Source organism: Curtobacterium sp. PhB136, assembly GCF_004346855.1.
Lineage (GTDB): Bacteria > Actinomycetota > Actinomycetes > Actinomycetales > Microbacteriaceae > Curtobacterium.
Window position 1 is genome coordinate 157,503 of sequence record NZ_SMGH01000009.1, and the last position, 16,006, is coordinate 173,508.

At 70.1% G+C, this 16,006-nt stretch carries 17 protein-coding genes; 14 read left to right on the forward strand and 3 right to left on the reverse strand.

Going from position 1 to position 16,006, the window contains the following annotated elements; genetic code table 11:
- The first annotated feature begins 13 nt into the window (after nt 1-13).
- The 11 genes from pdxS to EDF27_RS16625 all read left to right on the forward strand — a co-directional run bounded on the left by pdxS (nt 14) and on the right by EDF27_RS16625 (nt 10,819).
- On the forward strand, nt 14-940 hold the full coding sequence (gene pdxS / locus EDF27_RS16575) for a pyridoxal 5'-phosphate synthase lyase subunit PdxS (protein ID WP_123653426.1): 927 nt from the start codon (nt 14-16) through the stop codon (nt 938-940).
- Entirely contained in the window at nt 930-1,541 is a 612-nt protein-coding gene (pdxT, locus tag EDF27_RS16580) for a pyridoxal 5'-phosphate synthase glutaminase subunit PdxT (RefSeq protein ID WP_132050058.1), read from the forward strand. The genes pdxS and pdxT overlap by 11 nt, the downstream gene beginning before the upstream one ends.
- A 121-nt stretch (nt 1,542-1,662) precedes the next feature.
- Nucleotides 1,663-2,427: a YebC/PmpR family DNA-binding transcriptional regulator gene (locus EDF27_RS16585; protein ID WP_123653428.1), complete on the forward strand. Its 765-nt coding sequence runs from the start codon at nt 1,663-1,665 to the stop codon at nt 2,425-2,427.
- A gap of 7 nt (nt 2,428-2,434) precedes the next feature.
- Nucleotides 2,435-3,109 carry a crossover junction endodeoxyribonuclease RuvC gene (ruvC, locus tag EDF27_RS16590; RefSeq protein ID WP_123653846.1) on the forward strand — a complete coding sequence of 225 codons (675 nt, stop codon included), beginning with the start codon at nt 2,435-2,437 and terminating at the stop codon, nt 3,107-3,109.
- Nucleotides 3,106-3,726 carry a Holliday junction branch migration protein RuvA gene (ruvA, locus tag EDF27_RS16595; RefSeq protein ID WP_123653429.1) on the forward strand — a complete coding sequence of 207 codons (621 nt, stop codon included), beginning with the start codon at nt 3,106-3,108 and terminating at the stop codon, nt 3,724-3,726. Before ruvC ends, ruvA begins: the two co-directional genes overlap by 4 nt.
- Nucleotides 3,723-4,760 (forward strand): Holliday junction branch migration DNA helicase RuvB, encoded by a 1,038-nt coding sequence (ruvB, locus tag EDF27_RS16600; protein ID WP_123653430.1) that lies wholly within the window; start codon nt 3,723-3,725, stop codon nt 4,758-4,760. The genes ruvA and ruvB overlap by 4 nt, the downstream gene beginning before the upstream one ends.
- Before the next feature lie 94 nt (nt 4,761-4,854).
- Entirely contained in the window at nt 4,855-5,241 is a 387-nt protein-coding gene (locus EDF27_RS16605) for a preprotein translocase subunit YajC (protein WP_123653431.1), read from the forward strand.
- A 95-nt stretch (nt 5,242-5,336) separates the two neighbouring features.
- Complete coding sequence (gene secD, locus EDF27_RS16610) at nt 5,337-7,082, forward strand: protein translocase subunit SecD (protein WP_123653432.1); 1,746 nt, start codon at nt 5,337-5,339, stop codon at nt 7,080-7,082.
- A complete protein-coding gene (gene secF, locus EDF27_RS16615) occupies nt 7,082-8,080 on the forward strand; it encodes a protein translocase subunit SecF (RefSeq protein WP_123653433.1) in 999 nt (332 codons plus the stop codon). Before secD ends, secF begins: the two co-directional genes overlap by 1 nt.
- A 4-nt stretch (nt 8,081-8,084) precedes the next feature.
- On the forward strand, nt 8,085-8,423 hold the full coding sequence (locus EDF27_RS16620) for a rhodanese-like domain-containing protein (RefSeq protein ID WP_132050060.1): 339 nt from the start codon (nt 8,085-8,087) through the stop codon (nt 8,421-8,423).
- A gap of 44 nt (nt 8,424-8,467) precedes the next feature.
- A complete protein-coding gene (locus EDF27_RS16625) occupies nt 8,468-10,819 on the forward strand; it encodes a bifunctional (p)ppGpp synthetase/guanosine-3',5'-bis(diphosphate) 3'-pyrophosphohydrolase (protein WP_243698397.1) in 2,352 nt (783 codons plus the stop codon).
- Here the strand turns inward: EDF27_RS16625 and EDF27_RS16630 are convergent.
- The 3 genes from EDF27_RS16630 to deoC all read right to left on the reverse strand — a co-directional run bounded on the left by EDF27_RS16630 (nt 10,806) and on the right by deoC (nt 13,412).
- Complete coding sequence (locus EDF27_RS16630; protein WP_123703602.1) at nt 10,806-11,405, reverse strand: hypothetical protein; 600 nt, start codon at nt 11,403-11,405, stop codon at nt 10,806-10,808. The genes EDF27_RS16625 and EDF27_RS16630 overlap by 14 nt on opposite strands.
- 147 nt (nt 11,406-11,552) lie before the next feature.
- Entirely contained in the window at nt 11,553-12,515 is a 963-nt protein-coding gene (locus tag EDF27_RS16635) for an ROK family protein (RefSeq protein ID WP_132050062.1), read from the reverse strand.
- 165 nt (nt 12,516-12,680) lie between these two features.
- Complete coding sequence (gene deoC / locus EDF27_RS16640; RefSeq protein ID WP_132050064.1) at nt 12,681-13,412, reverse strand: deoxyribose-phosphate aldolase; 732 nt, start codon at nt 13,410-13,412, stop codon at nt 12,681-12,683.
- 43 nt (nt 13,413-13,455) lie between these two features.
- Here deoC and EDF27_RS16645 point away from each other — a divergent pair, with 43 nt between their 5' ends.
- Genes EDF27_RS16645 through EDF27_RS16655 form a run of 3 tightly spaced genes read left to right on the forward strand, consistent with a single transcriptional unit; the run spans nt 13,456 to nt 15,994 of the window.
- Entirely contained in the window at nt 13,456-14,988 is a 1,533-nt protein-coding gene (locus tag EDF27_RS16645) for an SDR family oxidoreductase (protein WP_123653438.1), read from the forward strand.
- The gene (locus EDF27_RS16650; RefSeq protein ID WP_123653439.1) at nt 14,985-15,572 is read left to right on the forward strand and encodes a GDSL-type esterase/lipase family protein; all 588 of its coding nucleotides are present in this window, start codon (nt 14,985-14,987) and stop codon (nt 15,570-15,572) included. Before EDF27_RS16645 ends, EDF27_RS16650 begins: the two co-directional genes overlap by 4 nt.
- Nucleotides 15,572-15,994, forward strand: coding sequence for a DUF6804 family protein (locus EDF27_RS16655; RefSeq protein ID WP_185017073.1), 423 nt, complete (start codon nt 15,572-15,574; stop codon nt 15,992-15,994). The genes EDF27_RS16650 and EDF27_RS16655 overlap by 1 nt, the downstream gene beginning before the upstream one ends.
- The last annotated feature ends 12 nt before the right edge of the window (nt 15,995-16,006 follow it).

Below are 16,006 nucleotides of genomic sequence, written 5' to 3' on the forward strand. Positions count from 1 at the left end.
ACTGGTCGCCATCATGAGCGACAGCACCAGCACCCCCGGCCAGAACGTCAACGGCACGTCGATCACCGGCTCCTCCCGTGTCAAGCGCGGTCTCGCGGAGATGCTCAAGGGCGGCGTCATCATGGACGTCGTCGACGCCGAGCAGGCCCGCATCGCGGAAGAAGCCGGCGCGACCGCGGTCATGGCCCTCGAGCGCGTCCCCGCCGACATCCGTGCGCAGGGCGGCGTCGCCCGCATGTCCGACCCCTCGATGATCGAGGAGATCATCGCAGCGGTGTCGATCCCCGTCATGGCGAAGGCCCGCATCGGTCACTTCGTCGAGGCCCAGGTCCTGCAGGAGCTCGGCGTCGACTACATCGACGAGTCCGAAGTGCTCTCGCCCGCCGACTACCTCAACCACATCGACAAGTGGAAGTTCACCACTCCCTTCGTCTGCGGTGCCACCAACCTCGGCGAAGCGCTCCGCCGCATCACCGAAGGTGCGGCCATGATCCGCTCCAAGGGTGAAGCCGGCACCGGTGACGTGTCCGAGGCGACGAAGCACATCCGCACCATCTCGAAGGAGATCGCGGCGCTCCGCAACCTCCGTCCCGACGAGCTCTACGTCGCGGCGAAGGAACTGCAGGCCCCGATCGACGTCGTGCAGGAAGTCGCCGAGACCGGCAAGCTCCCCGTCGTGCTCTTCACCGCCGGTGGTGTCGCCACCCCGGCCGACGCCGCGATGATGATGCAGCTCGGCGCGGACGGCGTCTTCGTCGGCTCGGGCATCTTCAAGTCCGGCGACCCGGCGGCCCGCGCTGCTGCGATCGTCAAGGCCACGACCTTCCACGACGACCCCAAGGTCATCGCCGAGGTCTCACGTGGTCTGGGTGAGGCGATGGTCGGCATCAACGTCGCCGACGTCCCCGCACCGCACCGCCTCGCCGAGCGTGGCTGGTAGTCCGACGGCCGGCGCGGCACCCCGCATCGGGGTGCTCGCGTTGCAGGGCGACTTCCGCGAGCACATCGCGTCGCTGACGGCGCTCGGGGCAGAGGTGGTGCCGCTCCGTCGTCCGGAGGAGATCGCGTCGCTCCACGGTGTCGTGATCCCCGGCGGCGAGTCGAGCGTGATGGACAAGCTGTCCCGCGCGTTCGGTGTCGCGGAGCCCCTGTCCGCGGCGATTCGCGGCGGGCTCCCGACGTACGGCACCTGCGCCGGCATGATCATGCTGAGCGATCGCATCACCAACGCGATCGGCGGCCAGCAGACCCTCGGGATCCTCGACACGACGGTCCGGCGCAACGCATTCGGCAGCCAGAACGACTCCTTCGAGACCGACATCCCGATGCCCGACCTCGGCGACGCCCCGGTGCACGCGGTGTTCATCCGCGCACCCGTGGTGGAGGAGCACGGTGACGGTGTGCACGTGCTCGGTGCCCTGTCGGACGGCCAGGTCGTCGCGGTGCAGCAGGGCAACGTCATCGCGAGTGCGTTCCACCCGGAGGTCGCGGGGGAAGACCGCTTCCACCGCCGCTTCCTGGACCTGGTCCGGAACGCCTGACCCGGCCACGGGGCGCGCCAGCGTGGCCCGGCCACTTGTCCACAGGCCCTGCGCGCCGGACGTGCACCGAGCCTCCAGGCCGTAAACTCAACCTGACTTTCCGCAAGACGCAAGGAGAACCGTGTCCGGGCATTCCAAGTGGGCGACGACGAAGCACAAGAAGGCCGTCATCGACGGCCGACGTGCCAAGTCGTTCGCGAAGCTCATCAAGAACATCGAGGTCGCCGCGAAGATGGGCGGTGCCGACATGTCGGGCAACCCGACCCTGGTCGACGCCGTGCAGAAGGCCAAGAAGACCTCGGTCCCCAACGACAACATCGACCGCGCGATCAAGCGTGGCGCCGGCCTGACCGGTGAGTCGATCGAGTACACGACGATCATGTACGAGGGCTACGCCCCGAACGGCGTCGCGATGCTCATCGAGTGCCTCACCGACAACAAGAACCGTGCAGCGGCCGAAGTCCGCACCGCGATGTCGCGGAACGGCGGCACCATGGCCGACCCGGGCAGCGTCGCCTACAACTTCTCCCGCAAGGGCGTCATCTCGGTGACGAAGGTCGACGGCCTGTCCGAAGACGACGTCATGACGGCCGTGCTCGACGCCGGTGTCGAAGACGTCATCGACCAGGGCGGCGGCTTCGAGGTCATCACCGAAGCATCGGACCTCGTCACGGCCCGCACCGCGCTGCAGGACGCCGGCATCGACTACGACTCCGCCGACGCCGAGTTCGTCCCCGGCCTCAAGGTCCCGGTCGACGCCGAGACGGCACGCAAGGTGTTCCGCCTCATCGACGCGCTCGAAGACAGCGACGACGTCCAGAACGTCTACGCGAACTTCGACATCCCCGCCGACGTCCAGGCCGAGCTCGACGAGGACGAGGACTAGGCAGGTGCTGCGCGTGCTCGGGGTGGACCCCGGGCTCACCCGGTGCGGTGTCGGGGTGGTCGAGGTCACTCCGAACCGTCGCGCCCGACTGGTGCACGTCACGGTCGTCCGCACGCCGGCGGACATGGCGCTGGAGCAGCGCCTCGTCCTCATCGCCGCCGGGATCGCCGAGCAGATCGAAGAACACCGCCCGGATGCCGTCGCGGTGGAGCGGGTGTTCGCCCAGGCGAACGTCCGCACGGTGATGGGCACCGCGCAGGCCTCCGGTCTCGCGCTGCACGCCGCGGCCGTCCGGGGGATCCCGGTCGGCCTGCACACCCCGTCGGAAGTCAAGGCGGCGGTCACCGGCTACGGCAACGCCGACAAGAAGCAGGTCCAGGCGATGATCGCCCGGATCCTCGGCCTGGCGGAGGCACCGAAGCCGGCCGACGCCGCGGACGCGCTCGCGCTCGCGGTGTGCCATGCCTGGAGGCTCGGGGCACCCGACCAGGTCGGCGTGCAGTCCGGCAGCCTGACGCCGGCGCAACGCGCGTGGCGGGACGCGCAGGCCGGCACGGGTGGACGGTCCACGTCGTCGCCGTTGGCGCAGGCCGCGGCCGCCGCAGCGGCGGCAGGTCGCTCCGGTGCCGGGCAGCGCGCCTCGTCGGGGACGTCGGCGGCTGCCCGTAGGCTCGGGGCATGATCGCGAGTCTCCGGGGCACCTGCATCGACGTCGCCGGATCGTCCGTCGTGATCGAGGTCGGCGGGGTCGGCTACGCCGTCACCGTCACGCCCGCGCACGCGCTGACCATGCGCCACGGCGCCGAGGTCTTCGTGCGCACCGCGATGATCGTCCGTGAAGACGAGCACCTGCTCTTCGGCTTCGAGTCGACGGACGCGCTCCGCGTGTTCGACCTGCTCCGGAGCGTCTCCGGCGTCGGTCCGAAGTCGGCGCTCGGCGTCCTCGGGGCGATGGACCCGGCGCAGATCGCGAACGCCGTCGCGCACGACGACGACGGCGCGTTCCGCAAGGTCTCCGGCATCGGCCCGAAGACCGCGAAGCTGATCATCGTCGCGCTCTCCGGCAAGCTCGCGGCGTTCGAGACGCCGACCGCTGCCCCCGGTGCTCGTGCCGGTGTCGCGCACCCCGCCTCCGAAGACGTCGTCATCGCGCTCGTCGGACTCGGCTGGCGCGAAGACGCTGCGCGCAGCGCCGTCGACGACACGATCGCGAACGAACCCGGCGTCGCGGCGATGGGCACCCAGGCGCTGCTCCGTGCGGCGCTCGGCGCGCTCCGTCCCACCGGTGCCGGCCGATGAGCGGCGGCATCACCGCGGCCGACGCCCAGTCCCCGGAAGAACTCGCCTTCGAAGGTGCGCTCCGGCCGAAGTCCCTGGCGGAGTTCGTCGGACAGCGCAAGGTCCGCGGGCAGCTCGACCTGCTGCTGAAGGCGGCGGCGATGCAGGACCGAACCCCCGACCACATCCTGATGGCGGGACCGCCAGGGCTCGGCAAGACCACCCTCGCGATGATCGTCGCGCACGAGTCGGGCCGCCCGCTGCGGATGTCGAGCGGGCCGGCGATCCAGCACGCCGGTGACCTCGCGGCGGTGCTGTCGTCGCTGATGCCGGGCGAGGTCCTCTTCATCGACGAGATCCACCGGATGGCGCGCTCGGCGGAGGAGATGCTCTACCTGGCGATGGAGGACTTCCGGATCGACGTGATGGTGGGCAAGGGTGCGGGTGCGACCAGCATCCCGCTCGACCTCGCGCCGTTCACGCTCGTCGGTGCCACCACCCGGGCGGGCCTCCTGCCGAACCCGCTGCGCGACCGCTTCGGCTTCACCGCGCACCTCGAGTTCTACGAGCGCGACGAGCTCGAACAGGTCCTCATCCGTGCCGCGCACCTGCTCGACCTCGACTTCGACCGCTTCGCCCTGCGGGAGATCGCGGGCCGCTCGCGGGGGACACCCCGCATCGCGAACCGGCTGCTCCGCCGCGTGCGGGACTACGCCCTCGTGCACGGCACCCGGGACGGCATGGCCGCGGTCCAGGGCGCCCTCGAGCTGTACGACGTCGACGAGTACGGCCTCGACCGGCTGGACCGCGCCGTGCTCGAGACGATGCTCACCCGCTTCGACGGCGGCCCGGTCGGGTTGAACACCCTCGCAGTCTCCGTGGGCGAAGAGTCCGAGACCATCGAGTCCGTGGTGGAGCCCTTCCTCGTCCGGATCGGCCTGGTCACGCGGACGCCGCGCGGCCGGATCGCCACCCCGTCGGCGTGGCGCCACTTCGGCCTGACCCCGGGTCAGGGCGGCGTCGGCCCACAGCCCGGCCTGTTCGAGGACGAGTAGTCCGACCGTCTCAGCCGGGGGAGACGACGGGCACAGCCCCGTGCCCTAGACTGCTACGGCCCGAAACCGAAATACCAGAGAAGGCATCGCAATCATGGGTCAAGAAGTCATCCTCATCGTCATCGTCGTGGCGTTCGCGGCCTTCATGTTCTACAACAGCCGCAAGCGCAAGAAGCAGCAGTCCGAACTCGCGACCAAGATGGTCCCGGGCGCTCGGGTCATGCTCTCGTTCGGCCTCTACGGCACACTCCTCTCCGTCGATGACGAGAAGGTCACCGCCGACGTCGAGATCGCCCCCGGAACCATCGTGACCGTGCACCGTCAGACGCTCTCCCGCGTCGTGGACGACAGCGCATCGGACATCGAGACCACCGCCACCCCGGAAGACGAGCCCAAGCCCGTCGCCGAACTCAACGGTGAGCCCGTCTACGGCGAGCGTGCAGACGACGCCGAGCAGGCGAAGCGCAAGTCCGAGGACTGATCCGCTCACCCGCCCGGACACATCCGTGACCGGGCGGTGACATCTCTGCCGTCGGCGTGCGCGCCGTCGGTCCTGACAGAAAGACGAGACGACCGGTGGCACGATCGACACCCGTCAAGAAGGCGCTGCGCTCGCTCACCTGGTTGGTGATCATCATGGCGATCCTCGCTGGCCTGAACACGGCCGCGTCGATCCTCGCCAGCACCACCAAGGACGACACGGGCAAGTGGTTCGAAGGGGCGAGCTGGGTCCCCGAGCTCGCCCTCGACCTGCAGGGCGGCACGCAGCTGACCCTCGCGGCGCAGAGCACCGACGGTGACTCGGTCACCGCGGACCAGCTCAAGCAGGCGGTGAACATCATCCGGCAGCGCATCGACGCCACCGGTGTCTCCGAGTCCGAGATCAACACCCAGGGCGCGAACAACATCGTCGTCTCGATCCCGGGCAAGCCCGACCAGCAGACGATCGCGCGGATCGAGGCAGCGGCGAAGCTGACGTTCCGCCCGGTCCTCTACACCGAGGCAGCGACCGACACCTCCGTCGGTGACGGGTCGTCCTCGAGCGCCTCGCCGACGCCGTACTCGCCGCCGGCGTCGCTCCAGGCCACGCCGAGCGCGAAGCCGTCGAACGCGAGCGACCTGAACTGGGTCACGCCGAAGCTGCAGGACCTGTACACGAACTACCAGTGCACGGCTCCGGACGACGTCTCCTCCGCGCCCGATGACGAGCCCCTCGTCACCTGCGACCAGGACGGTGCCGCGAAGTACATCCTCGGCCCGGTCGAGGTGTCCGGCGCGAACATCAGCAACGCCACCTCGGGCCTCGCGACGTCCTCCCAGGGCACCACGACCGGTGAGTGGGCGGTCAACCTGACCTTCGACGGCACCGGCACGAAGGACTTCCGCACGGTCACGAACCGCCTCGTGTCCCTGACCGCGCCGCAGAACCAGTTCGCGATCGTGCTCGACGGCAACGTGATCACCGCGCCGACCACGAACAGCGCGATCACCAACGGCAAGGCGCAGATCAGCGGGTCGTTCACCGCGGAGTCCGCGAAGACCCTCGCCGACCAGCTGAAGTACGGCGCCCTGCCGATCAACTTCAAGGTGCAGTCGAACGAGAACATCTCGGCCACGCTCGGCACCGCGCAGCTCATCGGTGGCCTGGTCGCCGGCCTGATCGGTCTGATCCTCGTCATCATCTACTCGGTCATCCAGTACCGGGCCCTGGCGTTCGTGACGGTCCTGTCGCTCGGCGTCGCCGCCGCGCTGACGTACCTCGTGATCGCGATCATGTCCTGGCGCGTCGACTACCGATTGTCGTTGGCCGGCGTCGCGGGGTTGATCGTGGCGATCGGCATCACAGCGGACTCGTTCATCGTCTACTTCGAGCGGATCCGCGACGAACTCCGTGAAGGCCGAGCCCTCGAAGGCGCGGTCGAGTCCGGCTGGAAGCGTGCACTCCGCACGATCCTGGCGTCCGACTCGATCAACTTCCTCGCCGCGATCGTGCTCTACATCCTCGCGGTGAGCGACGTGAAGGGCTTCGCGTTCACGCTGCTCCTCACCACCCTCATCGACGTCGTGGTCGTGATCCTCTTCACGCACCCGATGCTCCAGCTCATCTCGCGCCGCCGCTTCTTCAACGAGGGGCACCGGTTCAGCGGGCTCGACCCAGCGGCCCTCGGTGCCGTGTACCGCGGCCGTGCCCAGTTCCGGGCACCCGTCGTGGACGGCAAACGCCAGCGCAGTGCCGGTGAGGCACAGCGTCGACAGACCATCGCGGAGCGCAAGGCCGGCAACGGCGACAACGGCGGCAAGCCGAATGGGAAGGACAGCTGATGGCGAGCTTCAGCCAGTTCGGCAACGACCTCTACACGGGCAAGCGCTCGTACGACATCGTCGGCCGCCGACGCCTCTGGTACGTGATCGCCATCGCGGCGATCCTGATCTCGCTGGGCGTCCCGTGGCTCCGCGGCGGGTACCAGCTCGGCATCGAGTTCACCGGCGGTTCCGAGTTCACGATCTCGGACGTCAAGAACCTCGACCAGAACCTCGCGACGGACGCCGTCGAGAACATCGTCACCGACGAGATCCCGCGCGTCTCGCAGCTCGGGACGCACGGCATCCGCGTGCAGACCGGGCAGCTCACCGACGCGCAGACCACGCAGGTGCAGGGTGCCCTCGCCGACGCGTACAACGTCGACAGCAGCGAAGTCGCATCGACCTTCATCGGCGCGACGTGGGGTGCCGACGTCCTCGCGCAGGCCATCCGCGGCCTCGTGATCTTCCTCGCACTGGCAGCCGTGTTCATGGCGCTGTACTTCCGCACCTGGAAGATGTCGCTCTCGGCGATGGTGGCGCTGCTCCACGACCTCCTGATCACGGCCGGTGTCTACGGCATCGTCGGGCTCGAGGTCACGCCGGCAGCGGTCATCGGCTTCCTGACGATCCTCGGGTACTCGCTCTACGACACCGTGGTGGTCTTCGACAAGGTGCGTGAGAACACCGCGATGGAGACCCACCGCACCTTCGTGCAGTCGGTGAACCTCGCGGTGAACCAGACGCTCGTCCGCTCGATCAACACCTCGGTCGTGGCGCTCCTGCCGGTCGGCGCGATCCTCTTCATCGGGTCGTACGTCCTCGGCGCCGGGACGCTCCGCGACATCTCGCTCGCGCTCTTCATCGGCATCATCGTCGGCACCTACTCGACGATCTTCATCGCGTCGCCGATGTACGCACACCTCCGCGAAGGTGAGCCGAAGATCAAGGCGGCGGACGCCAAGAAGCAGGCCGCGGCGAAGAAGCGCGCCGAGGTCAAGGCGACGGCGGAGGCCTGATCCCGTGGAGGAGATCACCACCGAGGAAGCCCTGCGCCGCATCGCGGCCGGCTCGCGGCTGTACGACGTCCGCGAGCAGGGGGAGTGGGAGGACGTCCACGCCCCGCAGGCCACACTCGTACCGATGTCGGAGCTGTCGGAGCGCTGGACCGAGATCCAGCCCACCGACGAGCCGGCGATCATCGTCTGCCACTCCGGGATGCGGTCCGCACGGGTCGTCGCGGCGCTGGAGCAGTCCGGGGTCCCCGCGGTGAACCTCGCCGGCGGCATGGTCGCGTGGGAAGCCGCCGGTGCGCCGGTGGAGCGCGCCGACGCCCAGCGCGAACGTGGTCACGAGCACTGACGCCACGCGCGTAGTCTGGTCCGATCAGTCCTGGGAGGCGCATCATGACGGACATCCGTGAGTCCTCGAAGCAGGACGACTCCACGCCCAGCCGCCCGGGCGCATCGGTCCCCGGCGCCAGCCCACTGCCGTCGAGCCCGCCGCTCGGCCCGAACACCACGGGCAACCTCGGCTCGCTCCGGTCCCTCCTGCCGCGCCTGTTCTCCCGGGCACAGCCGGCCGGTGCGGTCGACACCCTGATCCGCACGGTGCGCTCGCACCACCCCAAGGCCGACGTCACGCTCATCGAGCACGCGTACTCCGTCGCCGAGCGCGCCCACGACGGGCAGAAGCGCAAGTCCGGCGAGCCGTACATCACGCACCCCGTCGCGGTGGCGCAGATCCTGGCAGACCTGGGGATCGGGCCGATCACGATCGCGGCCGCCCTGCTGCACGACACGGTCGAGGACACCGACTACCAGCTGGACCAGCTGCGCCAGGACTTCGGCGACGAGATCGCGATGCTCGTCGACGGCGTCACGAAGCTCGACAAGGTCAAGTACGGCGACAGCGCGCAGGCCGAGACCGTCCGCAAGATGGTCATCGCGATGTCGAAGGACATCCGCGTGCTCGTCATCAAGCTCGCGGACCGGCTGCACAACGCCCGCACGTGGGGCTTCGTCGAGTCGACCTCGGCCACCCGCAAGGCCAAGGAGACCCTCGAGATCTACGCGCCGCTGGCGCACCGTCTCGGGATCCAGATGATCAAGCTGGAGCTCGAGGACCTCTCGTTCGCGGTGCTGCACCCGAAGCTCTACGTCGAGATCGATAGCCTCGTCAAGGAACGGCAGCCGAAGCGCGAGCAGTTCGTGCAGAACGTCATCGGCACCCTCAAGAAGGACCTCAAGGCCGCGAAGGTCCGCGGCGAGGTCATGGGGCGGCCGAAGCAGTACTACTCGATCTACCAGAAGATGATCGTGCGGGGCCGCGAGTTCGACGAGATCTACGACCTCGTCGGCATCCGGGTGCTCGTTCCGACGGTCCGTGACTGCTACGCCATGCTCGGGTCCGTGCACGCGCGGTGGACGCCGCTGCCCGGCCGGTTCAAGGACTACATCGCGACGCCGAAGTTCAACCTCTACCAGTCGCTGCACACCTCGGTCCTCGGACCGCAGGGGCGCCCGGTCGAGATCCAGATCCGTACCCACGAGATGCACCAGCGCGCCGAGTTCGGTGTCGCCGCGCACTGGAAGTACAAGCAGCGTGCCGCCGGCCGCGACGTCGACAGCTCGAGCGCCACCGACCAGGACATGGCGTGGCTCGCGCACATCACCGACTGGCAGGCGGAGACCAGCGACCCGGGCGAGTTCCTCGACTCGCTGCGCTACGAGATCGGCGCGAAGGAGACCTACGTCTTCACGCCGCAGGGCAAGGTCATCGGCCTGCCCGCCGGTGCCACCCCCGTCGACTTCGCGTACGCCGTGCACACCGAGATCGGCCACCGCACCATGGGTGCGAAGGTGAACGGGCGGCTCGTGCCGCTCGAGAGCTCGCTGTCGAGCGGTGACGTCGTGGAGATCTTCACGTCGAAGAACCCCGACTCCGGCCCCTCGCAGGACTGGCTGACCTTCGTCCGGAGCCCCCGCGCCCGGAACAAGATCAAGCAGTGGTTCACCAAGGAGCGCCGCGAAGAAGCCATCGAGCAGGGCCGCGACGCGATCGCCCGGGCGATGCGCAAGCAGAACCTGCCGCTGCAGCGCATCATGAGCCAGGACTCCATCTCCGAGGTGGCCTCGGCGATGCGGTACGACGACGTCTCTGCGCTCTACGCCGCCATCGGTGAGGGCCACGTCTCCACGCAGTCGGTCATCGAGAAGGTGCTCGCCGGCGTCCAGACGGAGACCGAGACCGACGAACCCGAGCTGGCGTTCCCGCGCCAGGTCACGAGCCGGCAGCTGCGCAACAGCGACAGCGGTGTGCTCGTCCGTGGTGCGCCCGACATCCTCGTCAAGCTCGCAAAGTGCTGCACCCCGGTGCCGGGGGACCAGATCGTCGGGTTCATCACCCGCGGTCAGGGCGTCTCCGTCCACCAGGCGTCGTGCACGAACGTGAAGTCCCTGATGAACGAGCCCGACCGGATGATCGAGGTCGAGTGGGCCCCGTCGTCGAAGTCGGTCTTCCTCGTCCAGATCCAGATCGAGGCGCTCGATCGGTCGGGGCTCCTCAGCGACGTCACCCGGGTGCTGACGGACCACCACGTGAACATCCTGTCGGCGACGGTCTCCACGTCGTCCGACCGTCTGGCCCTGTCCCGGTTCGTGTTCGAGATGGGTGACACCACCCACCTGGACCGCGTGCTGAACGCGGTGCGCCGCATCGACGCGGTGTACGACGTGTACCGCGTCAGCGCAGGCTGAGCGACACCGCGCGGACCACGGCAGTCGTGCCGGTGCTGTCTGCGGCGCCCGCGAGCTCGGCCAGTCGTCGCTCGGCCTGACGCACCATCGGCACGGTCCCGAGCCGGTGCAGCCGCTCACGAACGTGGTCGGCCGTCACGTCCGTGACCGCGAGGAGCCCGACCACGGTCGCGGCGCGCTCGGCCCACCCGTCCGGACTGGCGGTGCGCAGCAGGTCCAGCGCCGTCCGGGTCGGCGAGGTCACCGAGGTCCCCGCCAGGAGGACCAGGTCGTCCTCGTCGATCGCGATCTCCCGGATCCGGTCGCCGCCGCTCTGGCGGACGCGTTCCCCGGCACGGACGCAGGCGTCGTGGGGGAGTGGCGGCCGGGAGCGGGCACCCCAGATCCACGCGGCGCTCCGCCCGGAGGCGATGACCCGGTCGTCACCGGTGCTCCACGCGAACGACGCCGCACGGAGTGCCGGGTCCTGCGGCTCGGCGACGGATGCCCAGCAGGCTCCCACGGCGACGAGCTCCCCCGCGAGCACGGCCGCGCGCAACTCCGCTTCGGGCCAGTCCTCGGTGGTGACAAGGCGGGAGGGAGGCACCCGCACATCCTGCCGCACCCACCGGCCCACCCGGTCCCCTTGTGGACAGCGCCGCGCGAAGCGCGCACGAGCGCGACAGCGCCCGGCGAAGCGCGCACGAGCGCGACAGCGCCCGGCGAAGCGCGCACGAGCGCGACAGCGCCCGGCTCAGCGCAGGACGTGCGCCCGGTGCACCAGCGCCGCCGCGCCGATCAACGGCCCGTCCTGCGAGAGCCCGGTCGGGACGATCCGCACCTTCGTGACGAACCCGAACTCACGACGCTCCGCGACCGCCTGCCGCGCGTACTCGAACAGGTCCGGCGTGACGTGCGAGAACCCGCCGCCGACCGCCACCACCTCGAGGTCGACCAGCGACGTCGCCGACGCGATGGCCTGCCCGAGCGCCCGTCCGCTGCGCTTGACCGCGGCGACCGCGATCTCGTCACCCGCCGCGTACGCGGCAGACAGTTCCTCGCCGGTGGTGCCGGCGAATCCCTGACGCTGCGCCCACGCGACGGTCTTCGGGCCGCTGGCCACGGCCTCCAGGCAGCCGGTACCGCCGCAGGCGCACGGATCGTCGTACCCGCCGCACTCGACGTGCCCGATGTGTCCGGCGTTGCCGGTGGGGCCGCTGACGGTCCGGCCGTGCAGGATCAGCCCGCCACCGACGCCGGTGGAAACGATCATGCCCATCACGTGGTCGGAGCCCTGCGCCGCGCCGAGCCAGTGCTCGGCGAGCGTGATCGCGAGCCCGTCCATGCGGAGCGTCACGGGCGTGCCGTCGGGCACGTGCGCGGCGATGCGGTCACGCAGCGGGTACCCGCGCCAGACCGGCATGTTGAGCGGCGAGACGAGCCCGTGCTCCTCGTCGACGGGGCCGGCGGAACCGATCCCGACGCCGGCGAGCGTCGCGTCGGCGGGGAGCGCACCGAGCGCGTCGGTGACGACCTCGTCGACCGCGGCCTGCAGCTCCTCCGAGGTGCGCTGCGGCCCGGTGGGGCTCCGGAAGCGGCTGCCGGGCAGCACGACTCCCTGGTCGCTGACCAGCGCGGCCTCCACCTTGGTGCCGCCGAGGTCGACGGCGAGGGCGAGGGCCCCGGGGTGGTCGGTCGTGGGTTCCGTGTTCGACATGCTCGCTCCGATGCGACGGTCTGGAGGCTCGGTGCGGCCCCGGGACGCGTCGTCGCGTCCGGTCCGCACCCCGGCTCAGGGCAGGTGGTGGGTGGTCGGGAGGGTGCGGTGCACCGCGGTGCAGTGCACTGCGGTGCAGTGCACTGCTGAGCAGTGCGCCGCGGTTCAGTACGAGCTGGTGTCGTCACCCGCGCCGGACGCTGCGCCGGTCTCGAGACGGTGCGCGACCTCGTCGAGGATGCGTGCCGAGGCGCTGGTGCCGATGCGGTCGGCACCGGCCTGGACCATGTCGATGAGGGTGTCGAGCCCGCGGACGCCGCCTGAGGCCTTCACGCCGGTGTCCGCGCCGACGGTCTCGCGCATCAGGGCGATGTGCTCCGTGGTGGCGCCACCGCCGGCGAACCCGGTCGAGGTCTTCACGAACGCGGCTCCACCGGCGACCGCGGCCCGGCTGGCGGCGACGATCTCGTCGTCGGTGAGGAACGCGGTCTCGAGGATGACCTTCACGACCGTGTCACCGGCGGCGTCGACGACGGCGCGGACGTCGTTGCGGACCCGGTCCCAGTCGCCGGACTTCGCGGCGCCGATGTTCTGGACCATGTCGAGCTCGAAGGCGCCGTCGGCCAGGGCCTGCAGCGACTCGGCGACCTTGGCCTCGGTCGAGGTGGTGCCGTGCGGGAAGCCGATGACCGTCCCGACGCCGACCCCGGTGCCCTGGAGGCGCTCCACGGCGTGCCGGACGTCGCTCGGCCGGACGCACACGCTGAAGACGCGGTACGTGGCGGCTTCGTCGAGCTGCGCGTCGACGTCGGCGCGGGCGAGTTCCGGCTTGAGGATCGCGTGGTCGATGAGTCCACGGACTGCGTCGGCGGTGACGGGGAAGGCTGCGTTGTCCACCCGACGAGCCTACCCTCAAGGCGCGCGGCGTACCGTGCCCCGCATGCGCGTCCTCGTCACCGGGGCCACCGGCTACATCGGCGGTCGTCTCGTTCCCCGTCTCCTCGAAGCAGGGCACTCCGTGCGGGTGCTCGTCCGCACCCCGCAGAAGCTCGACGACGTCCCGTGGCACGGTGACGTCGACATCGTGCAGGGGGACCTGCAGGACGCCGACGCCGTGGCCACCGCGGTCGACGGGATCGAGGCCGTCTACTACCTGGCGCACGCGATGGGGGCGGACGGCGACTTCGAGTCGGCCGAGCGGAAGGCCGTCGAGACCATGGCGTCCGCCGCGGAGGCCGCCGGCGTGCGCCGCTTCGTGTACCTCGGCGGCCTGCACCCGGACGGCGAGCTCTCGAAGCACCTGCGCAGCCGGAAAGAGGTCGGCGACGTCCTGCTCGGCTCCGGTGTCCCGACGATCGCGTACCAGGCCGGTGTGGTGATCGGCTCCGGCAGCACCTCGTTCGAGATGATCCGGCACGTCACCGACGTCCTGCCGTGGATGCCCGCGCCGAAGTGGGTCCGCAACCGGATCCAGCCGATCGCCGTGCGCGACGTGCTCTACTACCTCGTCGCGGCGCTCGACATCCCGGACGACGTCAACCGGACGTTCGACATCGGCGGGCCGGACGTGCTCCGGTACGGCCAGATGCTGAACGGCTACGCGGTCGAGGCCAAGCTGCCCCAGCGCCCGATCTCGTCGCTGCCGGTCATGACCCCGGGGCTCGCCGCCCACTGGTTCAACGCCGTCACACCCATCCCGCGCAAGCTCGCGACCCCGATCATCGAGTCGCTGCAGTTCGAGTGCGTGCAGCGCGAGCACGACATCGACGACGTGGTCCCGCGTCCCACCGGGGGACTCACCTCGTACCGACGGTCCGTGCGGCTCGCGCTGACGAAGATGCGCAAGGGCGAGGTCCAGACGAGCTGGCGCAGCGCCACGCTCGCGAGCACGCCGGCCGACCCGCTGCCGAGCGACCCGGACTGGGCCGGCCACACGGTCTACGTGGACGACCGGCACCGCCACAGCGCCGCGCCGCCGGAGGCCGTCTGGAGCGTCGTCGAGTCCATCGGCGGCGAGAACGGCTGGTACTCCTTCCCCCTCGCGTGGGTCGCACGCGGCTGGATGGACAAGATCGCCGGCGGTGTCGGGCTGAACCGCGGCCGTCGCGACCCCAAGCGCCTCGAGCAGGGCGACGCGCTCGACTGGTGGCGCGTCGAACGACTCGACCGCGGGCGCTACCTGCGGCTCCGGGCCGAGTTCAAGTCACCGGGTCGTGCGTGGCTCGAGATGACCGTGACGCCGACCGACGACGGCGGCTGCGACTACCACCAGCGGGCGCTGTACTTCCCGCAGGGACTCGCCGGACGGCTGTACTGGTACTCGATCCTGCCCTTCCACGGGGTCATCTTCCCCGGCATGGTGGAGCGCATCACGGCCCGTGCCGAGCGCGAAGCCCACCGCACCGACTCGACGCAGGCCAACAGCACGCACCAGAATGGGTCTCGCACGCCGGAGCACGAGGAGGCAGCATGAGCGACGACGAACGCGGCACGATCCTGTTCCTGGGGGACAGCATCACCGCAGGCGGGTCCTGGGACGAGCGTCTGCCGGACGAGCAGACCCTGAACCACGGCATCAACGGCGACACGACGGACGGCGTCCTCGAGCGGCTCGACGCCGTCGTGGCAGCCGCACCGGAAGAGATCGTGCTGCTCATCGGCACCAACGACTTCGGCAACCACCGCAAGAGCGCCGAGCACGTCGTGCGGAACGTCGAGACGATCCTCGTGACGCTCCGCCGCGAGCTCCCCGGGGTCCGGCTCCTGCTGGTCTCCATCCTCCCGCGGCAGGCCGAGTACACCCCGCGCATCGAAGAGGCGAACCGGCACCTCCGCCAGTTCGTCGCCACCTGTCACGCGCAGTACCTCGACGTCTGGCCGGCCCTGGCCGACGGGGACCACCTCGCCGAGCAGTTCACCGACGACGGCCTGCACCTCACCGACGAGGGCTACCGGGCGTACGTCGCCGAACTCGTCCCGGCGCTGGAACGGCTCCGCGGCCTCCCGCCGATGTCCCGGCCCATCACCGCGATCGAACTGGACGAGGCTTCCGCCTGATGGCAGCACGGAAGGGACGGCCCCCGGTCGGGTCGTCGTTCGGGGCTGCCGCGTCCAGCGCGCGCCCGGCCCCTGCGGCACCCGCCACCCCGGCGTTCACCCGTCCGGCGCTCGCACCGTCCCTGCTCGCGGCCATCGTGCTGCTGGCGTGCATCGCGTTCCTGGACGCCCCCGCGTTCGTCTTCGTGCGCTGGGGGATCACCGTCCTGGCCCTGATCGTGTTGGTCTTCTGCATCCGCGGCCGCTCCTGGTGGACCGCCGTGCTGATGGCCGCCGTCGCGGTCTGCTGGAACCCGCTCGTCGTCGTCCCGATCCCGGGGCAGGTCTGGGCGGCGCTGCAGGTCGTCGCCGCCGCGCTGTTCATCGTGGTCGGCATCGTCGTCAAGGTGCCCCGAACGACGGAAGCACCGCCCGCCCGGTAGGATCGGCAGCGT